Genomic DNA, 14,367 nt, shown 5'->3' with positions numbered 1-14,367 from the left:
ACTATGCGTAATAAATTACGTAAAAGTAAACTCGTTGCGATAGTGCTCACTGTGCTGGCAATTGCGATTTTGGTCAAGCTTGGATTCTGGCAACTCGAGCGAGCCACAGAAAAAGAGCAACTTTTTGCCGACTACAAAGCACGGCAAACCACTTCAATTAATCTTAACACCGCCAAACAGCCACTCAGCTCCCTCAATCGTTACGCAAAAATTTCGGTAACAGGAACATTTTTAAACAATCATTTGCTACTCGATAATCAAATTTTAAACGGACAAGCCGGCTATCAAGTGATTGGTTTGCTTGAGGCGAAATTTGCCGAGAATCAGAATAGTTTTGTGATGGTTAATATGGGCTGGGTGCCTTGGGGGCGCGATCGTCAACAGTTACCGCAATTAGACCTTCCGCAAGGTGAAATCACCATTACTGGATTTTTTTATCAACCTCAATTGAGCGACGTTTGGGGGGCTGGCGATACCTTTATTGAGGCGGAACGCTGGCCAATGCGCGTCACCCAGTTGGATGCCGAAGCGATTAGTGACGCCACGCAGCTTCCCATTCAGCCATATGTGGTGCTACTCTCTGAAACTGCTGAATATGGGTGGCCACGCCAATGGCAACCGCAAGTCATGACACCTGAGAAACATCGCGCCTATGCCCTACAGTGGTTTTCATTAGCGCTGGCATGTTTACTAGTGTTTTGGTTTGCCAGCCGTTCCAAAAAAATAACAACAGAGGAATGACAATGACCAACGTAAAACGATCGCGAGCAACCCTTATCGGTGTCGCCCTCGCATTTTTGATTCCAGTCATTGGTGCGAAATTAGTACTCGACCAACATTGGTACCAGGGCGCCGTTACGAATAAGGGCACCATGCTGGTACCGCCAATTGAATTGCGCGAACTGAATGCTGCGCTACCGGAAGGATGGCGGGTTGCTTTAGTCGACGACGGGCAGTGTTCTGATGCCTGTATGCAAGGCTTATATGCCATGAATCAGCTAGACGTCGCACTCGGTAAAGAGACCGATCGTGTGAACCCCATTCTTATCACCTCCGCGGGAACTGCACTGGATTTAAATCGAGTCCCGTTAGTGAAACATGTGGAAAATAGCGCACTCGAATTGGCTGTAAGCCAAGTCCCAGCCCATCATTTATTTATTATCGACCCGCTAGGAAACGTGGTGTTGCACTACCCAACCTATGCAGAAGAAGAAGCCATGCGTGCAGAGGCGAAGAACTTACTAGCTGATCTTCGCACCTTGTTAAAACTCTCCAAGGTAGGTTAGGACCATGCGTACATTTGTTAAAATCAGTGTTCTATTAGCATTTGTAGTGATTGTTTTGGGCGCTTATACACGCTTGACCGACGCAGGTTTAGGTTGCCCAGACTGGCCCGGCTGTTACGGTGAATTAACCGTACCGAAAGATGCTGAAAAGGCTGTTGAGCTCTTTCCACATGCGCCGCTTGAGTCTCACAAAGCTTGGAATGAAATGATTCATCGCTATGCGGCAGGTACACTCGGTTTAGTTATTCTTGCTATTGCTATCACAGCGCTCGTTCGCCGCCGTCATGACCCAGCGCAACCGGTCGGTTTACCTTTGTTTCTGCTTGGTTTAGTAACCTTTCAGGCCGCTTTAGGTATGTGGACTGTCACCATGAATTTACAGCCCTTGATTGTGATGGGGCATCTGTTGGGTGGCTTTACCACCATTTCGCTGCTGTACTTACTGAACTTACGACTAGAGCGTGTGCATATGCCGCTCGGCGATTCCAAGATGCGATCGTTACGCGGATTTGCATTCTTTGCGCTACTTGTCGTGTTCGGGCAAATCGCTCTTGGTGGTTGGGTTGCCGCTAACTATGCGGCCATGGCTTGTACCCAGTTACCGTTTTGCGAAGGGAATTGGGGCGAACGGCTAGATTTTGCGGGCGCGTTTTCTGTGCCGCCAGCTGACACCTACCAATACGGGGCACATGATTACGCCGAACGTATGACCATGCACGTGATGCATCGCTTTGGGGCATATTTTACCACCATCGTGGTGGGTTTATTATTGTGGTTTGGCTATCGTCGCACGCAAACTCAGGTGATTCGTCGCAGCTTAAATTGGGTTGCGGTCGCGTTAGTCGTTCAGCTCGCCCTGGGCTTCAGCAACGTGATATTTATGTTACCTTTGAAAGTGGCTGTTGCGCATAATGCCGTTGGGGCATTACTGCTGCTAAGTTTAGTCGGCTTAAATTATAAGATCGCTCGCAACGCATGAGCGGCGGGGTAAAACAGATGACAGAACAAGTACAATTAGCCAGCGCCGATGAAGCGCTTGCCCAAACTTATAAAAAGCATGCCAGTTGGCGTGATTACTTAACCCTGACCAAACCGAATGTGGTGTTGCTATTGTTACTTACCGCTCTTGTGGGCATGTGTTTAGCGACACCAACTTGGGTGCCTTGGCAAATCATGGTGCCAGGCCTCATTGGCATCGGTTTTATGTCAGGCTCCGCAGCCGCAGTGAATCATTTAGTTGACCGTCATATTGACGCGCGAATGGCACGAACGCTGCGCCGTCCGCTACCTTCAGGTGCGCTCTCACCACGTCGAGTGCTCACTTTTGCGGCAGTTTTGGGTGCACTTGGTTTTGCCGTGTTAGCGATTTGGGTCAATATGCTCACCGCATGGCTGACGCTTGCTAGTTTGGTCGGCTACGCCATTGTTTACACCATGTATTTGAAGCGCGCGACACCGCAAAATATTGTTATCGGTGGGTTAGCCGGTGCCGCGCCACCGCTATTGGGCTGGACTGCTGTCACGAACGAAATTCATCCATTTGCGATTTTGCTGGTGATGATTGTATTCACTTGGACACCACCGCACTTCTGGGCACTTGCGGTACATCGCGCCAAGGATTATGCCAAGGCAGATATTCCAATGCTACCGGTAACTCACGGCATTGAATTCACCAAAACCTGTATTTTGCTCTACACCATCCTGCTGGGTGTTGTGTGTTTGCTGCCTTATATCATCGGTATGTCGGGCGTGATTTATTTGGTTGGTTCAACCGTTCTCAGTATTTGGTTCTTGGTCTACGCGTGGAAGCTGAAATTCTCACCCGGTAAATTAACCGCATTTAATATGTTTAAATTTTCGATTTGGCAATTGTTCGGCTTATTCATTCTATTATTAGCTGATCATTATTTGGTTACGCCAGCACTTTAGGCGAGCGAAAAAGTTGGAGTAAACGGATGCAAAAATTACTCATTAGCGTGGTTGCACTTATCGCACTTGTTGCCGGTGTGGTTATTTATAACACCCTACCGAAACCTCAGCCGCAAGCGTTGGTCTACGAGCCAGCGCGTGCACTTGCACCGTTTACTTTAGAAAGTTCGTTGGGTAGTGACGTGACCAACGATGACTTGAAAGGCCAATGGACATTATTATTCACCGGTTATACGTTCTGCCCAGATATTTGCCCAACCACCATGGCAGATTTACGCCAAGCGTTACCAGAACTAACGAAACAAGCGGATGAACCGGTGCGAGTATGGATGATTTCAGTTGATCCACAACGCGATACGGTCAAACGAGTGACTGACTATGCTTCGTTTTTTGGCGAAGAATTTGTCGGTGTTCGCGCTGAGCATAAAGAACTTTATCCGTTCGTGAATGGCTTAGGGTTGATGTATTCCATTCCAGAACAAGGTGAGACTGATTACTTGGTGAATCACAGCGCTGCGATCGTTTTGGTAAACCCTGACGGCGAACGCCAAGCTATCTTCAAAGCTGAACATGTGATGGGCGAAGTACCAACGGTGAACATGAAAACCATGGTCACCGACTTCGCCATCATTGCATCAGGCTATAATTAATCGGGCCAACGGCCGCGCTGATCAGCACGTATAAAAGGGTGCGAGTACCAATAAAAGCGCCCTTTTTCAGACACACTTGGCACCGTACAATTTACCCGCGAGCGCCCTATAGGTAACTCTTTTCTTAACTGCACATGAAAGGTGTTGCCGTCCCACCGCGGTTGCAGCACATCGCTACCGGCAAAACAGTTCATCTGATTTAGATTAAAATCATCAGTCGACGCGATCTCGACACGAAATGACGGCGTTAGATTATCTGATGACACCAGCATTTCTTTTGGCTCTGCTGCAACCAAAGGTAAACCCAAGCTTTTAAGTTTCGTGGCGAGTGTTTCTAAATTTGCATATTGGGCTGATGCCGGAAAGCGTGGTATTGCGGTTTTCGGACTGTACGGCGTCCACGGCCCTGAGTGTTGTCCAAAGGCAATAAAACCATGTTCGGCTAACATCGTTTCTAATGCCACATCGTATTCCCCATAAGGATACGCTAAGTGCCGTGGCTGCTCACCCAAGTGTTTATCAATTTCCTCTTGTGCGTCTAGCACGTCGGCTAGCACCCGTTCGCGCCAAACCTCCTCACTTTCATTTTCATAACGCCACGTCATATGCCAATGACTATTTGAATGGTTAGCAATGTGTGCACCGTACTTTTGTAACTCGCGCAACTGCTCCCAACTCATGTATTGCGACGACGCTTCGCGCATTAGTTTGGGATTCACGAAAATCGTAAACGGATACTCATATTTCTTAAACACTTCGAGCCCTTCGCGATACACGTTACGCCAGCCATCGTCGATGGTTATCGCGGCAGTATATTCTGGCACGGGCTCGCCGCTGTCGAAGCGCCGTTGAATTTCCGCCAACGACAACACTGTAAAATTATTATCTTTCAACCAGGCAAAGTGAGCTTCTAGCTCTTCGGCTGTTACCGAGGTCACCCGCGGTGTATCATCACCGATATGATGATATTGTAAGATTGCGACGCTACTGGGCGCCGCCCAAGCGACGCCACTTAGAAGCGCTAATAAAACCATGATAAAACGCATTCAAAAACTCCCATCTTGGTTAGGCAAAAGCGCCGATCATCGCGCTATTTTTGCCATTGCTTTGCCCATGATCATATCAAATATCGCAGCGCCTTTATTGGGTTTAGTCGATACCGCGATCATCGGTCATTTACCCGACACCATTTACCTCAGCGCTGTCGCTTTAGGGGCGATGGTCGTCAGCTTTATTTATCTTCTCGCTATCTTCTTACGGATGACCACCACAGCTGAGATCGCTCATGCCTTTGGTGCAGAAAATCAGCGCCTCGCGCAGCGCGTTATCGTTCACGGCGTCACCATTGCCATGCTGCTTGGTGTCATGCTTTTAATTGCGCGCCCTTGGTTAATTGAGCTTGCTTGGCTGGTGATAGTACCAGAGCCCGAGCTGCAACATTATGCCACGCAATATATCAGTATTCGTTTATGGGCGGCGCCGGCCGCACTCATCAATTTACTGGTGCTCGGAGCCCTGCTTGGCCGGCAACAAAGCCGCCTCGCAATGACGCTCGTTATTTTTACCAACGCCGTGAATGTCATTGCTGATGTGGTGCTTATCATCGGCCTTGAAATGAACGTGCAAGGTGCAGCATGGGCGTCGGTACTTGCCGAAGTTTCGACCGCAGCGCTCGGCTTATGGTTCATCCGCGATTTACTGCCTAAACCCAGCTATTGGCGAATCACTCCTGCGTACTTTAAACAATTTGCCGCCATGAACCGCGATGTGTTTATTCGCTCGTTATTACTGCAACTGTGCATGGCAGTCATGACCGGTTATGCTGCACGATTTGGCGCGGTGGTGGTTGCCGCCAATGCTGTGCTGATGCAGTTTCTAATGCTCATTTCGCTCGGGCTTGATGGCATTGCCTATGCAGTCGAAGCGTTGTTAGGAGCGGCGCGCGGTCGGCGCGATGTGAGCAAAATACGCTACTGGATGCGGTTGACGCTGTTTTGGTCAGGTGTTTTCGCTGTTGCTTATTGTATCGTTTTCGGCCTTGCCGGTACTCAAATCATTGGTTTGTTGACCGACCTTGACGAGGTCATTCACGTTGCTGAACGATATCTCCCTTGGTTAATTCTCATGCCGCTTTTCGGTCATTGGAGTTATTATTTTGACGGTGTCTATATCGGCTTAGGGCTTACCAAAGCGATGCGCAATACCATGGCGATAAGTGTTCTAGGCGTATTTGTGCCGGTCTGGCTCAGCAGTCAATGGTGGCTAAACGAAAACAATGCCAACCATGGTCTATGGTTGGCATTGAGTTTATTTCTATTAGCGCGTGGTGCCAGCCAGTGGCTTTACCTTCGCTACAAAGGGCTTACATTGCTGGTGCAAGATCATCCATCAAAATAAGCTGTGGTGGTAAGCCACCGCCAGTCGCATCAACCGCTACAGCTGTGTAGACACCATTACCGTCTAAGGTCAGTTCTACTGGGCCGATTGCTGCTGTTTGCGTTCCTGTTGCAGTGACTGTCACAAAATAAGTCCCAGGAGTCAGTGACACGTAGCCAGTTGACACTAAGCTTGCTGCATTGAACGGCACATCGGTAAATACTGGTGTTGCATCGGTCAAGTCAGCAGTTCCAGTCACATAAATATCAACGTTACCAGCACTTGGTGATGCATGTACTAACTGCACTTGCGCCGCAGTCGCAATACGCCGTGCATTGTCTTCAACAACGGCAAGCGTTAATGAAGAATCACCTAAAGCACCGACTGCATATACGCTCACGCGTTGACTTGCTGCTAAGGCTAGCTCTGCATCGTCAATCACCACTGGCGTACCACCAGCAGCGGCAACATCAACTAAGTACGTATCTGCCGGTAGATTAATAAAATCGGTGAATTCTAAGAATGCCAAATCAGCTACAGCGGGTGTCGCTGCATTGTTGACAGTGATATCCACTGCTGGCGCATCAGCGCTAGCGTGAACAATACGTAATTCACCGCCAGCATCAGCAGACGCAAGAATTTGTGCACTTTCGCCATCAGCTACTTGAAGCATCACAGGAGAGTCACCGGTACCGGTATTCGTTACCGCCGCAACAACTAAGTCAGCACCTGCGGCTAGGTCTAAAGCACCACTGTCGTACACGACAGCACTGGCATCACCCGCTGCAGTAATACGTACTTGGTATTCACCAGCTGGCACATCAAGTTGTGCTGAGTAGTCAGTGAATTCTAGTGTTGCAGCTGGTTGCTCGGCACTTAAATCAGCATCAACGGCTGTTAAGTACACATCAACAGCTGGTGCGTTAGGTGCCGCATGAACAACTTGCACACGGAAGCTACCATCTGGAATGTCCGATACTGGATTTTCAATCACTAAAGGTGCGATGGTTTCATCGGCGACGCTACCAACCGCAAAAATTTCGTAACGATTATCGCCAGCAAACTCAAGATCAGCTGGGCCAATCACTGTTGCGACGCTTTCGTCAGGTAAAATGCCATCGACTTGAATGCTGTACGAACCTTCTTCAAGCTCAAGTACGCCTGATGAAGCACCAAACGGTACGCCTTCAAGGGCTGCCGTACCATCAACAAGAACGTTGACATCTGGTGCGTCAGCTACCGAGTGATGAACACGCACAAACGTCGATGCCGGTGGCGGCGGCGGTGGTGTTACGATATTATCGGGGGTGTCGTTATCGCTACTACCGCAAGCAGCAACTAAAACTGCTGCTGACAGCGCGAGACCAAGTTTTGTGATCCCATTCATGTTTTAATCCTCATTGTGTGTATAGGCAAATCACACTACGAAGAAAGATTCAGAATGGGATCACTCTCAAAACTTATACAAGATTAATTTTTACACAACATTAATAGTACGAATGTTCGCCATGCTCGTGTTCTGTAACGTCTCGAACACCGTTCAGCTCACCTGGGAAGCGCTGTACAAGTTCTTTCTCAATGCCTTCTTTCAAGGTCACGTCAACCATACTACAACCATTACAACCACCGCCAAATTGCAATACGGCAATACCGTCGGCAGTGATCTGATTGACGGCAACTTTACCACCGTGGTTAGCTAATTGCGGGTTAATTTCTGCTTGAATCACATATTCAACACGCTCAATTAATGGCGCATCGTCAGAAACCTTTTTGGCTTTCGCGTTAGGTGCTTTCAGAGTTAACTGCGAACCGAGATCTTGTTCTTCAAAATCAATCACAGCATCGACTAAGAATGGCGCACTGCCTGAGTCAACCACAGCGTCAAAGCCACTGAACGGCAACAACTCATCATCAGGCTCGACCGAGTCTGGAGGACAATATGAAACGCCGCACTCAGCTGACGGGGTACCCGGGTTCACCACGAACACACGGATATTAGTGTTATCCGGCTGATCGGCAAGTAACTTGCGAAAATGTGCTTGTGCACTTTCAGTAATACGAATCATGGGTTTACCACCTCACTGCTATACCTGAGTAATTTAGTAAGGTATATCTTATCGCAAATTTCGCGCATTGCATAGTAATCAACTTGGGAACCAGCATAGATTTTGCTAGTTTCGGGAGATTCATTTTCGCGATGCAACGTAGGAAAATCTTATGGCTCGTATTATCTCAATCACGCTATTTTGGCTATTCGCTTCGGCAACAGCTTTAGCGACCACCTTAAATGATTACTTACCGAAGGACGTTAGCTATGACCCGTCCATTCCAACTCCAAAAGAAGTACTGGGGTATGAAGTGGGTGAATGGCATGTGCGTCCAGAACAACTCGTGCGTTACATGGAAGTGCTGTCAGAAAAATCAGACCGCTTCTCGTTTGAAATTACCGGCTATACCCATGAGCGCCGTCCATTAGTGTTGGTTACTGTCACCACGCCAGAGAACCATCAGAATATTGATGCGTTACGTGACGCGCACATTGCACTTTCTGATCCGAAACGCAAAGGTGATCCAGACAATGCACCTTTAGTATTGTACATGGGCTACAGCATTCACGGTGACGAGCCAAGTGGTAGTAATTCAGCGTTGTTATATGCGTACTACTTAGCCGCAGCGCAAGGTGAAAAGATTGAGCGTGTACTGAAAGACACGATTATTTTGCTCGATCCAAGCTACAACCCGGACGGTTTAGCGCGCTTTGCACAATGGGCAAACCAGCATAAGAGTCAAAACCTAGTTACCGACACGCAACATCGTGAACACGTGCAACCTATGCCACGCGGTCGTGTGAACCATTATTGGTTCGACCTCAACCGCGATTGGTTGCTGCTACAACACCCAGAGTCGCGTGCGCGCATCGCCAACTTCCAGAAATGGAAGCCAAATGTCTTAACTGATTTCCACGAAATGGGTACCGACAGCACGTTTTTCTTCCAGCCAGGCATTCCATCGCGTAAAAACCCAAATACGCCAGATGAAAACGTGAAGCTGACGCAAACATTAGCCGAAGGTCACGCAGCCGCGTTAGATGAGCAAGGCCGTTTATACTTCACCGAAGAGGCTTTTGACGATTTCTATGTGGGCAAAGGGTCAACCTACCCAGACGTACAGGGCGCGATTGGTATTTTATTCGAGCAAGCATCAAGCCGCGGTCATGCGCAAGACTCGATTAACGGTGTATTGGAATTCCCATTCACCATTCAAAACCAATTCACGACCTCGTTAACCAGCATGTATGGTGCTCACGCCAACAAACGTTGGTTCAACGATTATCAACAACGCTTCTACGATGATGCCATGGCAGCAGCCGACAAAGCTGGCTTTAAGGGTTACCTGATTGGTGACTCAAGTGATCCGGCACGCGTGAATGAAATGTTGAACGTGCTGTCGCAACACGGCATTAAAGCTTATGCGCTAACCGACACCATCAAGATTGACGGTAAAACGTACGCAGCCAACCAGAGCTATTATGTGCCATTAGCGCAAGAGCAGTACGTACTCATTCGCGCTATCTTTATGGATCAGCAAAGCTTTAAAGATAACACTTTCTATGATGTATCGGCGTGGACCTTCCCACATGCGTTCAACGTCAACTTTGATAAGTTTGATGGCTGGAGCATTAAAACCGCCGATACGCCATGGCAGAAGCCTGCACCACAAGCCGTTGAACTGGCACAAAACGCCTACGCTTATGCGTTTGAATGGCACAACTACTTCTCGCCACGCACCTTAAACCGCCTGTTGCAAGCTGGCGTGCATGTGCGTCAAGCAAACCAAGAATTTACCGCAAAAACGACTGACGGCGATTACACCTTTACTCCAGGCACTGTGGTTGTGACCCGCGCTTATCAAGAGCACGATTGGGCAGATGTACAAGCTAAATTGGCTGAGATTGCTACTGATAATCAAGTGAAAGTTCACGCGATTACTTCAGGCTTAACTCCGCGCGGTATGGATCTCGGTAGTCGCAATTTATCACCGCTGAAGCCAGTAAACGTGATGATGATTGTTGGTACCGATGCCAACATGTATGAGGCTGGTGAGGCTTGGTACTACTTGGACCGCCACGTTGGCATCCCAGTTTCGATGGTGGATACCGACCGCTTAAACCGCTCAGACTTGAGCCGTTATACCCATATCATTATGGTCGACGGGCGCTACTCGAATTTGAACAAGCACAGTGCAGACAAATTACGCAGCTGGGTAAATAACGGCGGTGTGATTATCGGTCAACAAGGTGGTGCCAAATGGCTAAGCGAGCACGATATTCTTGGTGCGAAATTTGTCGACGATAAAACGTTCCGCGACGCTTTCAAACAAGAAGATTTAAGCTATGGCGATATGGATGACTTTTATGGTCAACGTCGTCTTGCTGGTGCCATTTTCGAAGTACAGCTCGACACCACGCATCCATTAGCGTTCGGTTATCCGCGCGCAGCATTGCCAGTGTTTAAAGACAGCACCAACGCAATGTTGGTACCAGAGCAACCATTTGTCACGGTCGCCAAATACAGTGAAAAAGAGCCTCTATTGGCCGGCTTCACGGCAAAACCAAACCGTGACGTGTTAGCTGATAAAGCAGCGATTGTTGCACACCGTAAAGGCTCAGGTCGGGTTATCGCGTTTGCCGATGACATGAACTTCCGTGCCTTCTTCTACGGCAGTGCGAAATTGCTCAGTAATGCAATTTTCTTGGCGCCTGAGGTTCGACCTACCTTGAGTGACGAAGAAAATGCGGAAGCGGCGGCTGCAGAAGCAGCCGAAGCCGCTCACGCGCACTAAGTGTTCTCCCTCGGTTGATGTGGTTCAGCATACGCTAACGCCCACCCATCAACCACTTTGGCCCCGCGTCGTGTCAATGCATCCGCTGCGGCAGACATTGATGCGCCGGTGGTCAAAACATCATCAATAATTGCCAGTTTTAATCCGCTCACATCACGACTGCAGTGCATACTTCGATGCATATTTTGCCAGCGTTGTCCTGCGCCAGCATGATGCTGCGCGCCATCGTCATCGCGAATGCGACGTAATAATCCCGTCGCAACCGGCAGTTGAACGAGTGCTGCTACTTGATGAGTGAGTAAACCGGCTTGGTTATAGCCGCGTTGACACCAGCGTTTATAAGTCATTGGCATGGCAACTAACATATCTGGCCAAGCATCTGGCTTTTCCCGATAGCAGTGCTGCACTTGTGCGGCCAAAAATGGTGCGAGAATGCCGGCTAACTCCGGGCAACGTTGAAATTTGAAGCGGTGAACGAGGTGTTGAATATCCGGTTGCCAACGAAAGGCGGCAAACCAATACCGGCCTAAAGCAAGTTCCGGACGCTGGCAACGCCAACGCAAACAAGAAGGCGGTAACCGTGGTAAATCATGTAGACAAACGTGGCACAGCCCACTTGTTTCAGCAATACGTAATGATTGATCACACAACCAGCAATACCCTAACATAGACGCATCCTTTCGCAGTGATAGAGAATGTAAAATGGTAGCTTCAGTTTGGCGTGCCGTCAGGGGCACAGGGACGGATATTGTTGTACTCCATGGCTGGGGCTTAAATGCCAATATTTGGACGCCCGTTGTGACACCATTAGCGCAGGTTGGCCAGCTTCATCGTCTCGATTTGCCTGGTTATGGCGAATCGCCTTGGCCAACCGATATGCCGTTAACTTTCGAGAATTTATGTGAGTTAACGCTCGCAGCACTACCGGAGCGCTGTCATCTCATCGGCTGGTCGCTTGGTGGCCTGGTCGCCACAGAACTCGCACTGCGTTATCCCGAACGCTTTTATAGTTTGACCACGGTTGCGTCCTCGCCCTTTTTTCCAGCTGAAAGCAACGCGACAGAGGGTGACTGGCCTGGCATTGAGCCACATATTTTAAATACCTTCGCCAAGCAACTTAGCAAGGACTTCAAACGTACCGTCGAGCGCTTTTTAGCGTTGCAATCACTCGGTTCACCTCATGCGCGAGAAGACGTGAAACAAATCAAAGAATGGCTGTTTGCGAAGCCCATGGCGTCGGTCGAGGTGTTAGATGCCGGTTTAGACATGTTGGCCAGCGTTGATTTACGCAAGCGATTGCCGGAATTACAAGTGCCCTGCCTACGCATGTACGGCAAGCTTGATGCACTGGTACCGAAAGCGGTTGCTGAGCGCGTCAGTACGTGGTTACCGCAGAGCGAATGCTACGTTGCACCCAAATGCAGTCACGCACCGTTTATTAGCGATCCAGAAGGTTTTATCAATCGGTTAGTGCCGTTTTTACAGCAGCATATGCCCTAGCGCTGACAGCTTGGGCAGTACACCGTGCTGCGCTGTCCAAGCCGGATTTCTTTCAACCGACCCGAGCAGTTAATGCACAATTTGCCGCCGCGCCCATACACCATCAATTCTTGTTTGAAATAGCCCGGTTGACCGTCGACTTGGGTGAAATCCTGTAAGGTGGTGCCACCCTGTTCAATCGCTTTAGCTAGCGTTGCTTTGATGATGGGCACTAACTTTTCATAGCGCTGCTTACTGACTTTCCCAGCGGCGCGTTTCGGATGAATCCCAGCTTTAAATAAGGATTCGTTAGCGTAGATATTGCCAACGCCCACCACCACATGATTATCCATGATAAAGGTTTTGATGGACTGTTGGCGGCCGCGCGATTCGGCAAATAAGTAATCCACGTCAAACGCTTCCGTGAGGGGCTCGGGGCCAAGCTCGCGTAATAGCGGATGGGCTAAGCTTGGATGCTCTTTAGAAAAGAGCCAGCAACCAAAACGACGCGGGTCATTGAACCGTAAACACAAGCCCGTAGATAGCACCAAATCAACATGGTCGTGTTTCACTGGCGGCGTCGCAGCAGGAACCACACGTAACGCTCCAGACATGCCTAAATGAACAATCACGTAGCCTTTTGAGGTATGCAAGATAAGATACTTAGCGCGACGTTCTACCTGAGTAATCAACGCGCCGTCGAGCTGCTCGATTTCCGGCGACACCGGCCAACGTAACCGATGATCGCGTACAATAACGTGGTTAATTTGTTGATTTTCAAGGTGCGGTGCAACACCACGTCGACTCACTTCAACTTCAGGTAATTCAGGCATACTCTATCCACAGTGGCTTGTGTTTATTTAGCGGCTACATTATATTCGCGCAACGCTTACTTGTCTCAATTTCATCGGAGTTTCACGGCATTGACACTATCGGCTCCTAGACAACTTGACCCCAACGCATTTCGTACCTCTGCAATTGATTTTGACCAACTTGCCGAGCGTGGTTATGTGGTGGTGCCAAACTTTTTAGAAGCCCCCTATTGTCAGCGTTTGTTTGAGTATGCGCAATCGTTACAACCAACCGACTGGCAACAAGCTGGGATTGGGCGCGCGGATCAATACACCACCAATACTGCCGTTCGCCAAGATAAAATTCGTTGGCTACAGCGCGACTTTCAACTCGAAAGCGCCTACTTAACCATGATGGATGACTTGCGTGTACAAGTGAACCGCGAATTGTTTATGGGCTTGTTCGACTATGAATGCCATTTGGCGCATTATCCACCCGGCGCATTTTATCGCAAACATCTTGATGCCTTTAAAGGGCGCAGCAATCGCATTCTCACGACCGTGTTTTATCTCAATCCAGAATGGCAGGAAGCCGACGGTGGTCAGTTGGTCATGTATGGTGAGCGTGGGGAGGTGCTTGAAACTATTTTGCCCGAAGCCGGTAAGTTAGTCGTCTTCTTAAGTGACGTGTTTGTGCACGAGGTATTGGCTGGCAATCGCGACCGCTTCAGTATTACTGGATGGTATCGGCATAATACAAGTATCAACGGGGTGATTGACCCCACGCGTTAGAAACACGAATTTCAGACACAAAAAAACCCAGCCAGGCTGGGTTTTTTGTGCTCAGAAGAAGCTTACTTAATTTTAGCTTCTTTGAAAAGCACGTGTTTACGAACCACTGGATCGTATTTTTTGATTTCCATTTTTTCTGGCATGTTGCGCTTGTTCTTGTCGGTAGTGTAGAAGTAACCAGTACCGGCAGAAGAAACTAGACGGATCTTATCACGCATGGTT

15 protein-coding genes are annotated in these 14,367 nt (G+C 48.9%); 9 read left to right on the top strand and 6 right to left on the bottom strand.

The genetic code is table 11. The annotated features are described in order from the left end of the window. Window positions 1-3: 3 nt before the first annotated feature. The 5 genes from CWI82_RS01470 to CWI82_RS01450 are packed head-to-tail and all read left to right on the top strand — an operon-like array spanning window position 4 to window position 3,865. Window positions 4-741 carry an SURF1 family protein gene (locus CWI82_RS01470; RefSeq protein ID WP_130202436.1) on the top strand — a complete coding sequence of 246 codons (738 nt, stop codon included), beginning with the start codon at window positions 4-6 and terminating at the stop codon, window positions 739-741. 2 nt (window positions 742-743) lie between these two features. After that, window positions 744-1,286, top strand: coding sequence for a hypothetical protein (locus CWI82_RS01465; protein ID WP_092857714.1), 543 nt, complete (start codon window positions 744-746; stop codon window positions 1,284-1,286). Window positions 1,287-1,290: 4 nt separating this feature from the next. Next, the gene (locus CWI82_RS01460) at window positions 1,291-2,265 is read left to right on the top strand and encodes a COX15/CtaA family protein (RefSeq protein ID WP_130202435.1); all 975 of its coding nucleotides are present in this window, start codon (window positions 1,291-1,293) and stop codon (window positions 2,263-2,265) included. Window positions 2,266-2,282: 17 nt separating this feature from the next. Further along, window positions 2,283-3,215 (top strand): heme o synthase, encoded by a 933-nt coding sequence (gene cyoE, locus CWI82_RS01455; protein WP_130202434.1) that lies wholly within the window; start codon window positions 2,283-2,285, stop codon window positions 3,213-3,215. A gap of 26 nt (window positions 3,216-3,241) precedes the next feature. Beyond that, on the top strand, window positions 3,242-3,865 hold the full coding sequence (locus tag CWI82_RS01450) for an SCO family protein (protein ID WP_130202433.1): 624 nt from the start codon (window positions 3,242-3,244) through the stop codon (window positions 3,863-3,865). Here the strand turns inward: CWI82_RS01450 and CWI82_RS01445 are convergent. Beyond that, a complete protein-coding gene (locus tag CWI82_RS01445; RefSeq protein ID WP_130202432.1) occupies window positions 3,862-4,911 on the bottom strand; it encodes a polysaccharide deacetylase family protein in 1,050 nt (349 codons plus the stop codon). The two genes, CWI82_RS01450 and CWI82_RS01445, sit on opposite strands and share 4 nt — an antisense overlap. Here CWI82_RS01445 and CWI82_RS01440 point away from each other — a divergent pair. Further along, the gene (locus CWI82_RS01440) at window positions 4,898-6,262 is read left to right on the top strand and encodes an MATE family efflux transporter (protein WP_130202431.1); all 1,365 of its coding nucleotides are present in this window, start codon (window positions 4,898-4,900) and stop codon (window positions 6,260-6,262) included. The two genes, CWI82_RS01445 and CWI82_RS01440, sit on opposite strands and share 14 nt — an antisense overlap. Here the strand turns inward: CWI82_RS01440 and CWI82_RS01435 are convergent. Both CWI82_RS01435 and nfuA read right to left on the bottom strand, forming a co-directional pair. Further along, the gene (locus CWI82_RS01435) at window positions 6,228-7,628 is read right to left on the bottom strand and encodes a DUF4397 domain-containing protein (protein ID WP_130202430.1); all 1,401 of its coding nucleotides are present in this window, start codon (window positions 7,626-7,628) and stop codon (window positions 6,228-6,230) included. The genes CWI82_RS01440 and CWI82_RS01435 overlap by 35 nt on opposite strands. A gap of 100 nt (window positions 7,629-7,728) precedes the next feature. Then, window positions 7,729-8,307: a Fe-S biogenesis protein NfuA gene (nfuA, locus tag CWI82_RS01430; RefSeq protein WP_092857726.1), complete on the bottom strand. Its 579-nt coding sequence runs from the start codon at window positions 8,305-8,307 to the stop codon at window positions 7,729-7,731. Between the two features lie 151 nt (window positions 8,308-8,458). Here nfuA and CWI82_RS01425 point away from each other — a divergent pair, with 151 nt between their 5' ends. After that, complete coding sequence (locus CWI82_RS01425) at window positions 8,459-11,083, top strand: M14 family zinc carboxypeptidase (RefSeq protein WP_092857728.1); 2,625 nt, start codon at window positions 8,459-8,461, stop codon at window positions 11,081-11,083. Here CWI82_RS01425 and CWI82_RS01420 read toward each other — a convergent pair. Next, the gene (locus tag CWI82_RS01420; RefSeq protein WP_092857730.1) at window positions 11,080-11,751 is read right to left on the bottom strand and encodes a ComF family protein; all 672 of its coding nucleotides are present in this window, start codon (window positions 11,749-11,751) and stop codon (window positions 11,080-11,082) included. The two genes, CWI82_RS01425 and CWI82_RS01420, sit on opposite strands and share 4 nt — an antisense overlap. A gap of 34 nt (window positions 11,752-11,785) precedes the next feature. On the opposite strand from CWI82_RS01420, the gene bioH reads away from it, so the two are divergent. Next, window positions 11,786-12,583, top strand: a complete 798-nt coding sequence (gene bioH, locus CWI82_RS01415; RefSeq protein ID WP_130202429.1) for a pimeloyl-ACP methyl ester esterase BioH — start codon at window positions 11,786-11,788, stop codon at window positions 12,581-12,583. On the opposite strand, the gene mutM is transcribed toward bioH, so the two are convergent. Next, a complete protein-coding gene (gene mutM, locus CWI82_RS01410) occupies window positions 12,580-13,395 on the bottom strand; it encodes a bifunctional DNA-formamidopyrimidine glycosylase/DNA-(apurinic or apyrimidinic site) lyase (protein WP_130202428.1) in 816 nt (271 codons plus the stop codon). The genes bioH and mutM overlap by 4 nt on opposite strands. Before the next feature lie 90 nt (window positions 13,396-13,485). Here mutM and CWI82_RS01405 point away from each other — a divergent pair, with 90 nt between their 5' ends. Next, the gene (locus CWI82_RS01405) at window positions 13,486-14,145 is read left to right on the top strand and encodes a 2OG-Fe(II) oxygenase (protein ID WP_199286238.1); all 660 of its coding nucleotides are present in this window, start codon (window positions 13,486-13,488) and stop codon (window positions 14,143-14,145) included. A gap of 62 nt (window positions 14,146-14,207) precedes the next feature. Here CWI82_RS01405 and rpmG read toward each other — a convergent pair whose 3' ends face one another. Next, window positions 14,208-14,363 carry a 50S ribosomal protein L33 gene (gene rpmG, locus CWI82_RS01400; protein WP_130202427.1) on the bottom strand — a complete coding sequence of 52 codons (156 nt, stop codon included), beginning with the start codon at window positions 14,361-14,363 and terminating at the stop codon, window positions 14,208-14,210. Window positions 14,364-14,367 lie beyond the last annotated feature (4 nt).

It is taken from the genome of Pseudidiomarina tainanensis (genome assembly GCF_004214835.1).
Lineage (GTDB): Bacteria > Pseudomonadota > Gammaproteobacteria > Enterobacterales > Alteromonadaceae > Pseudidiomarina > Pseudidiomarina tainanensis.
The sequence above is the reverse complement of the archived record's forward strand: the minus strand, read 5'-3'. Positions and strand labels throughout refer to the sequence as shown.

Bases quoted from the DNA above. Each gene is read 5' to 3' on its own strand.
- mutM (WP_130202428.1), bottom strand. From the start codon at position 13,395: ATGCCTGAATTACCTGAAGTTGAAGTGAGTCGACGTGGTGTTGCACCG.
- CWI82_RS01460 (WP_130202435.1), top strand. From the start codon at position 1,291: ATGCGTACATTTGTTAAAATCAGTGTTCTATTAGCATTTGTAGTGATT.
- CWI82_RS01445 (WP_130202432.1), bottom strand. From the start codon at position 4,911: ATGCGTTTTATCATGGTTTTATTAGCGCTTCTAAGTGGCGTCGCTTGG.
- CWI82_RS01450 (WP_130202433.1), top strand. From the start codon at position 3,242: ATGCAAAAATTACTCATTAGCGTGGTTGCACTTATCGCACTTGTTGCC.
- CWI82_RS01440 (WP_130202431.1), top strand. From the start codon at position 4,898: ATGATAAAACGCATTCAAAAACTCCCATCTTGGTTAGGCAAAAGCGCC.
- bioH (WP_130202429.1), top strand. From the start codon at position 11,786: ATGGTAGCTTCAGTTTGGCGTGCCGTCAGGGGCACAGGGACGGATATT.
- rpmG (WP_130202427.1), bottom strand. From the start codon at position 14,363: ATGCGTGATAAGATCCGTCTAGTTTCTTCTGCCGGTACTGGTTACTTC.
- cyoE (WP_130202434.1), top strand. From the start codon at position 2,283: ATGACAGAACAAGTACAATTAGCCAGCGCCGATGAAGCGCTTGCCCAA.
- CWI82_RS01465 (WP_092857714.1), top strand. From the start codon at position 744: ATGACCAACGTAAAACGATCGCGAGCAACCCTTATCGGTGTCGCCCTC.
- CWI82_RS01420 (WP_092857730.1), bottom strand. From the start codon at position 11,751: ATGTTAGGGTATTGCTGGTTGTGTGATCAATCATTACGTATTGCTGAA.
- CWI82_RS01470 (WP_130202436.1), top strand. From the start codon at position 4: ATGCGTAATAAATTACGTAAAAGTAAACTCGTTGCGATAGTGCTCACT.
- CWI82_RS01425 (WP_092857728.1), top strand. From the start codon at position 8,459: ATGGCTCGTATTATCTCAATCACGCTATTTTGGCTATTCGCTTCGGCA.
- CWI82_RS01435 (WP_130202430.1), bottom strand. From the start codon at position 7,628: ATGAATGGGATCACAAAACTTGGTCTCGCGCTGTCAGCAGCAGTTTTA.
- nfuA (WP_092857726.1), bottom strand. From the start codon at position 8,307: ATGATTCGTATTACTGAAAGTGCACAAGCACATTTTCGCAAGTTACTT.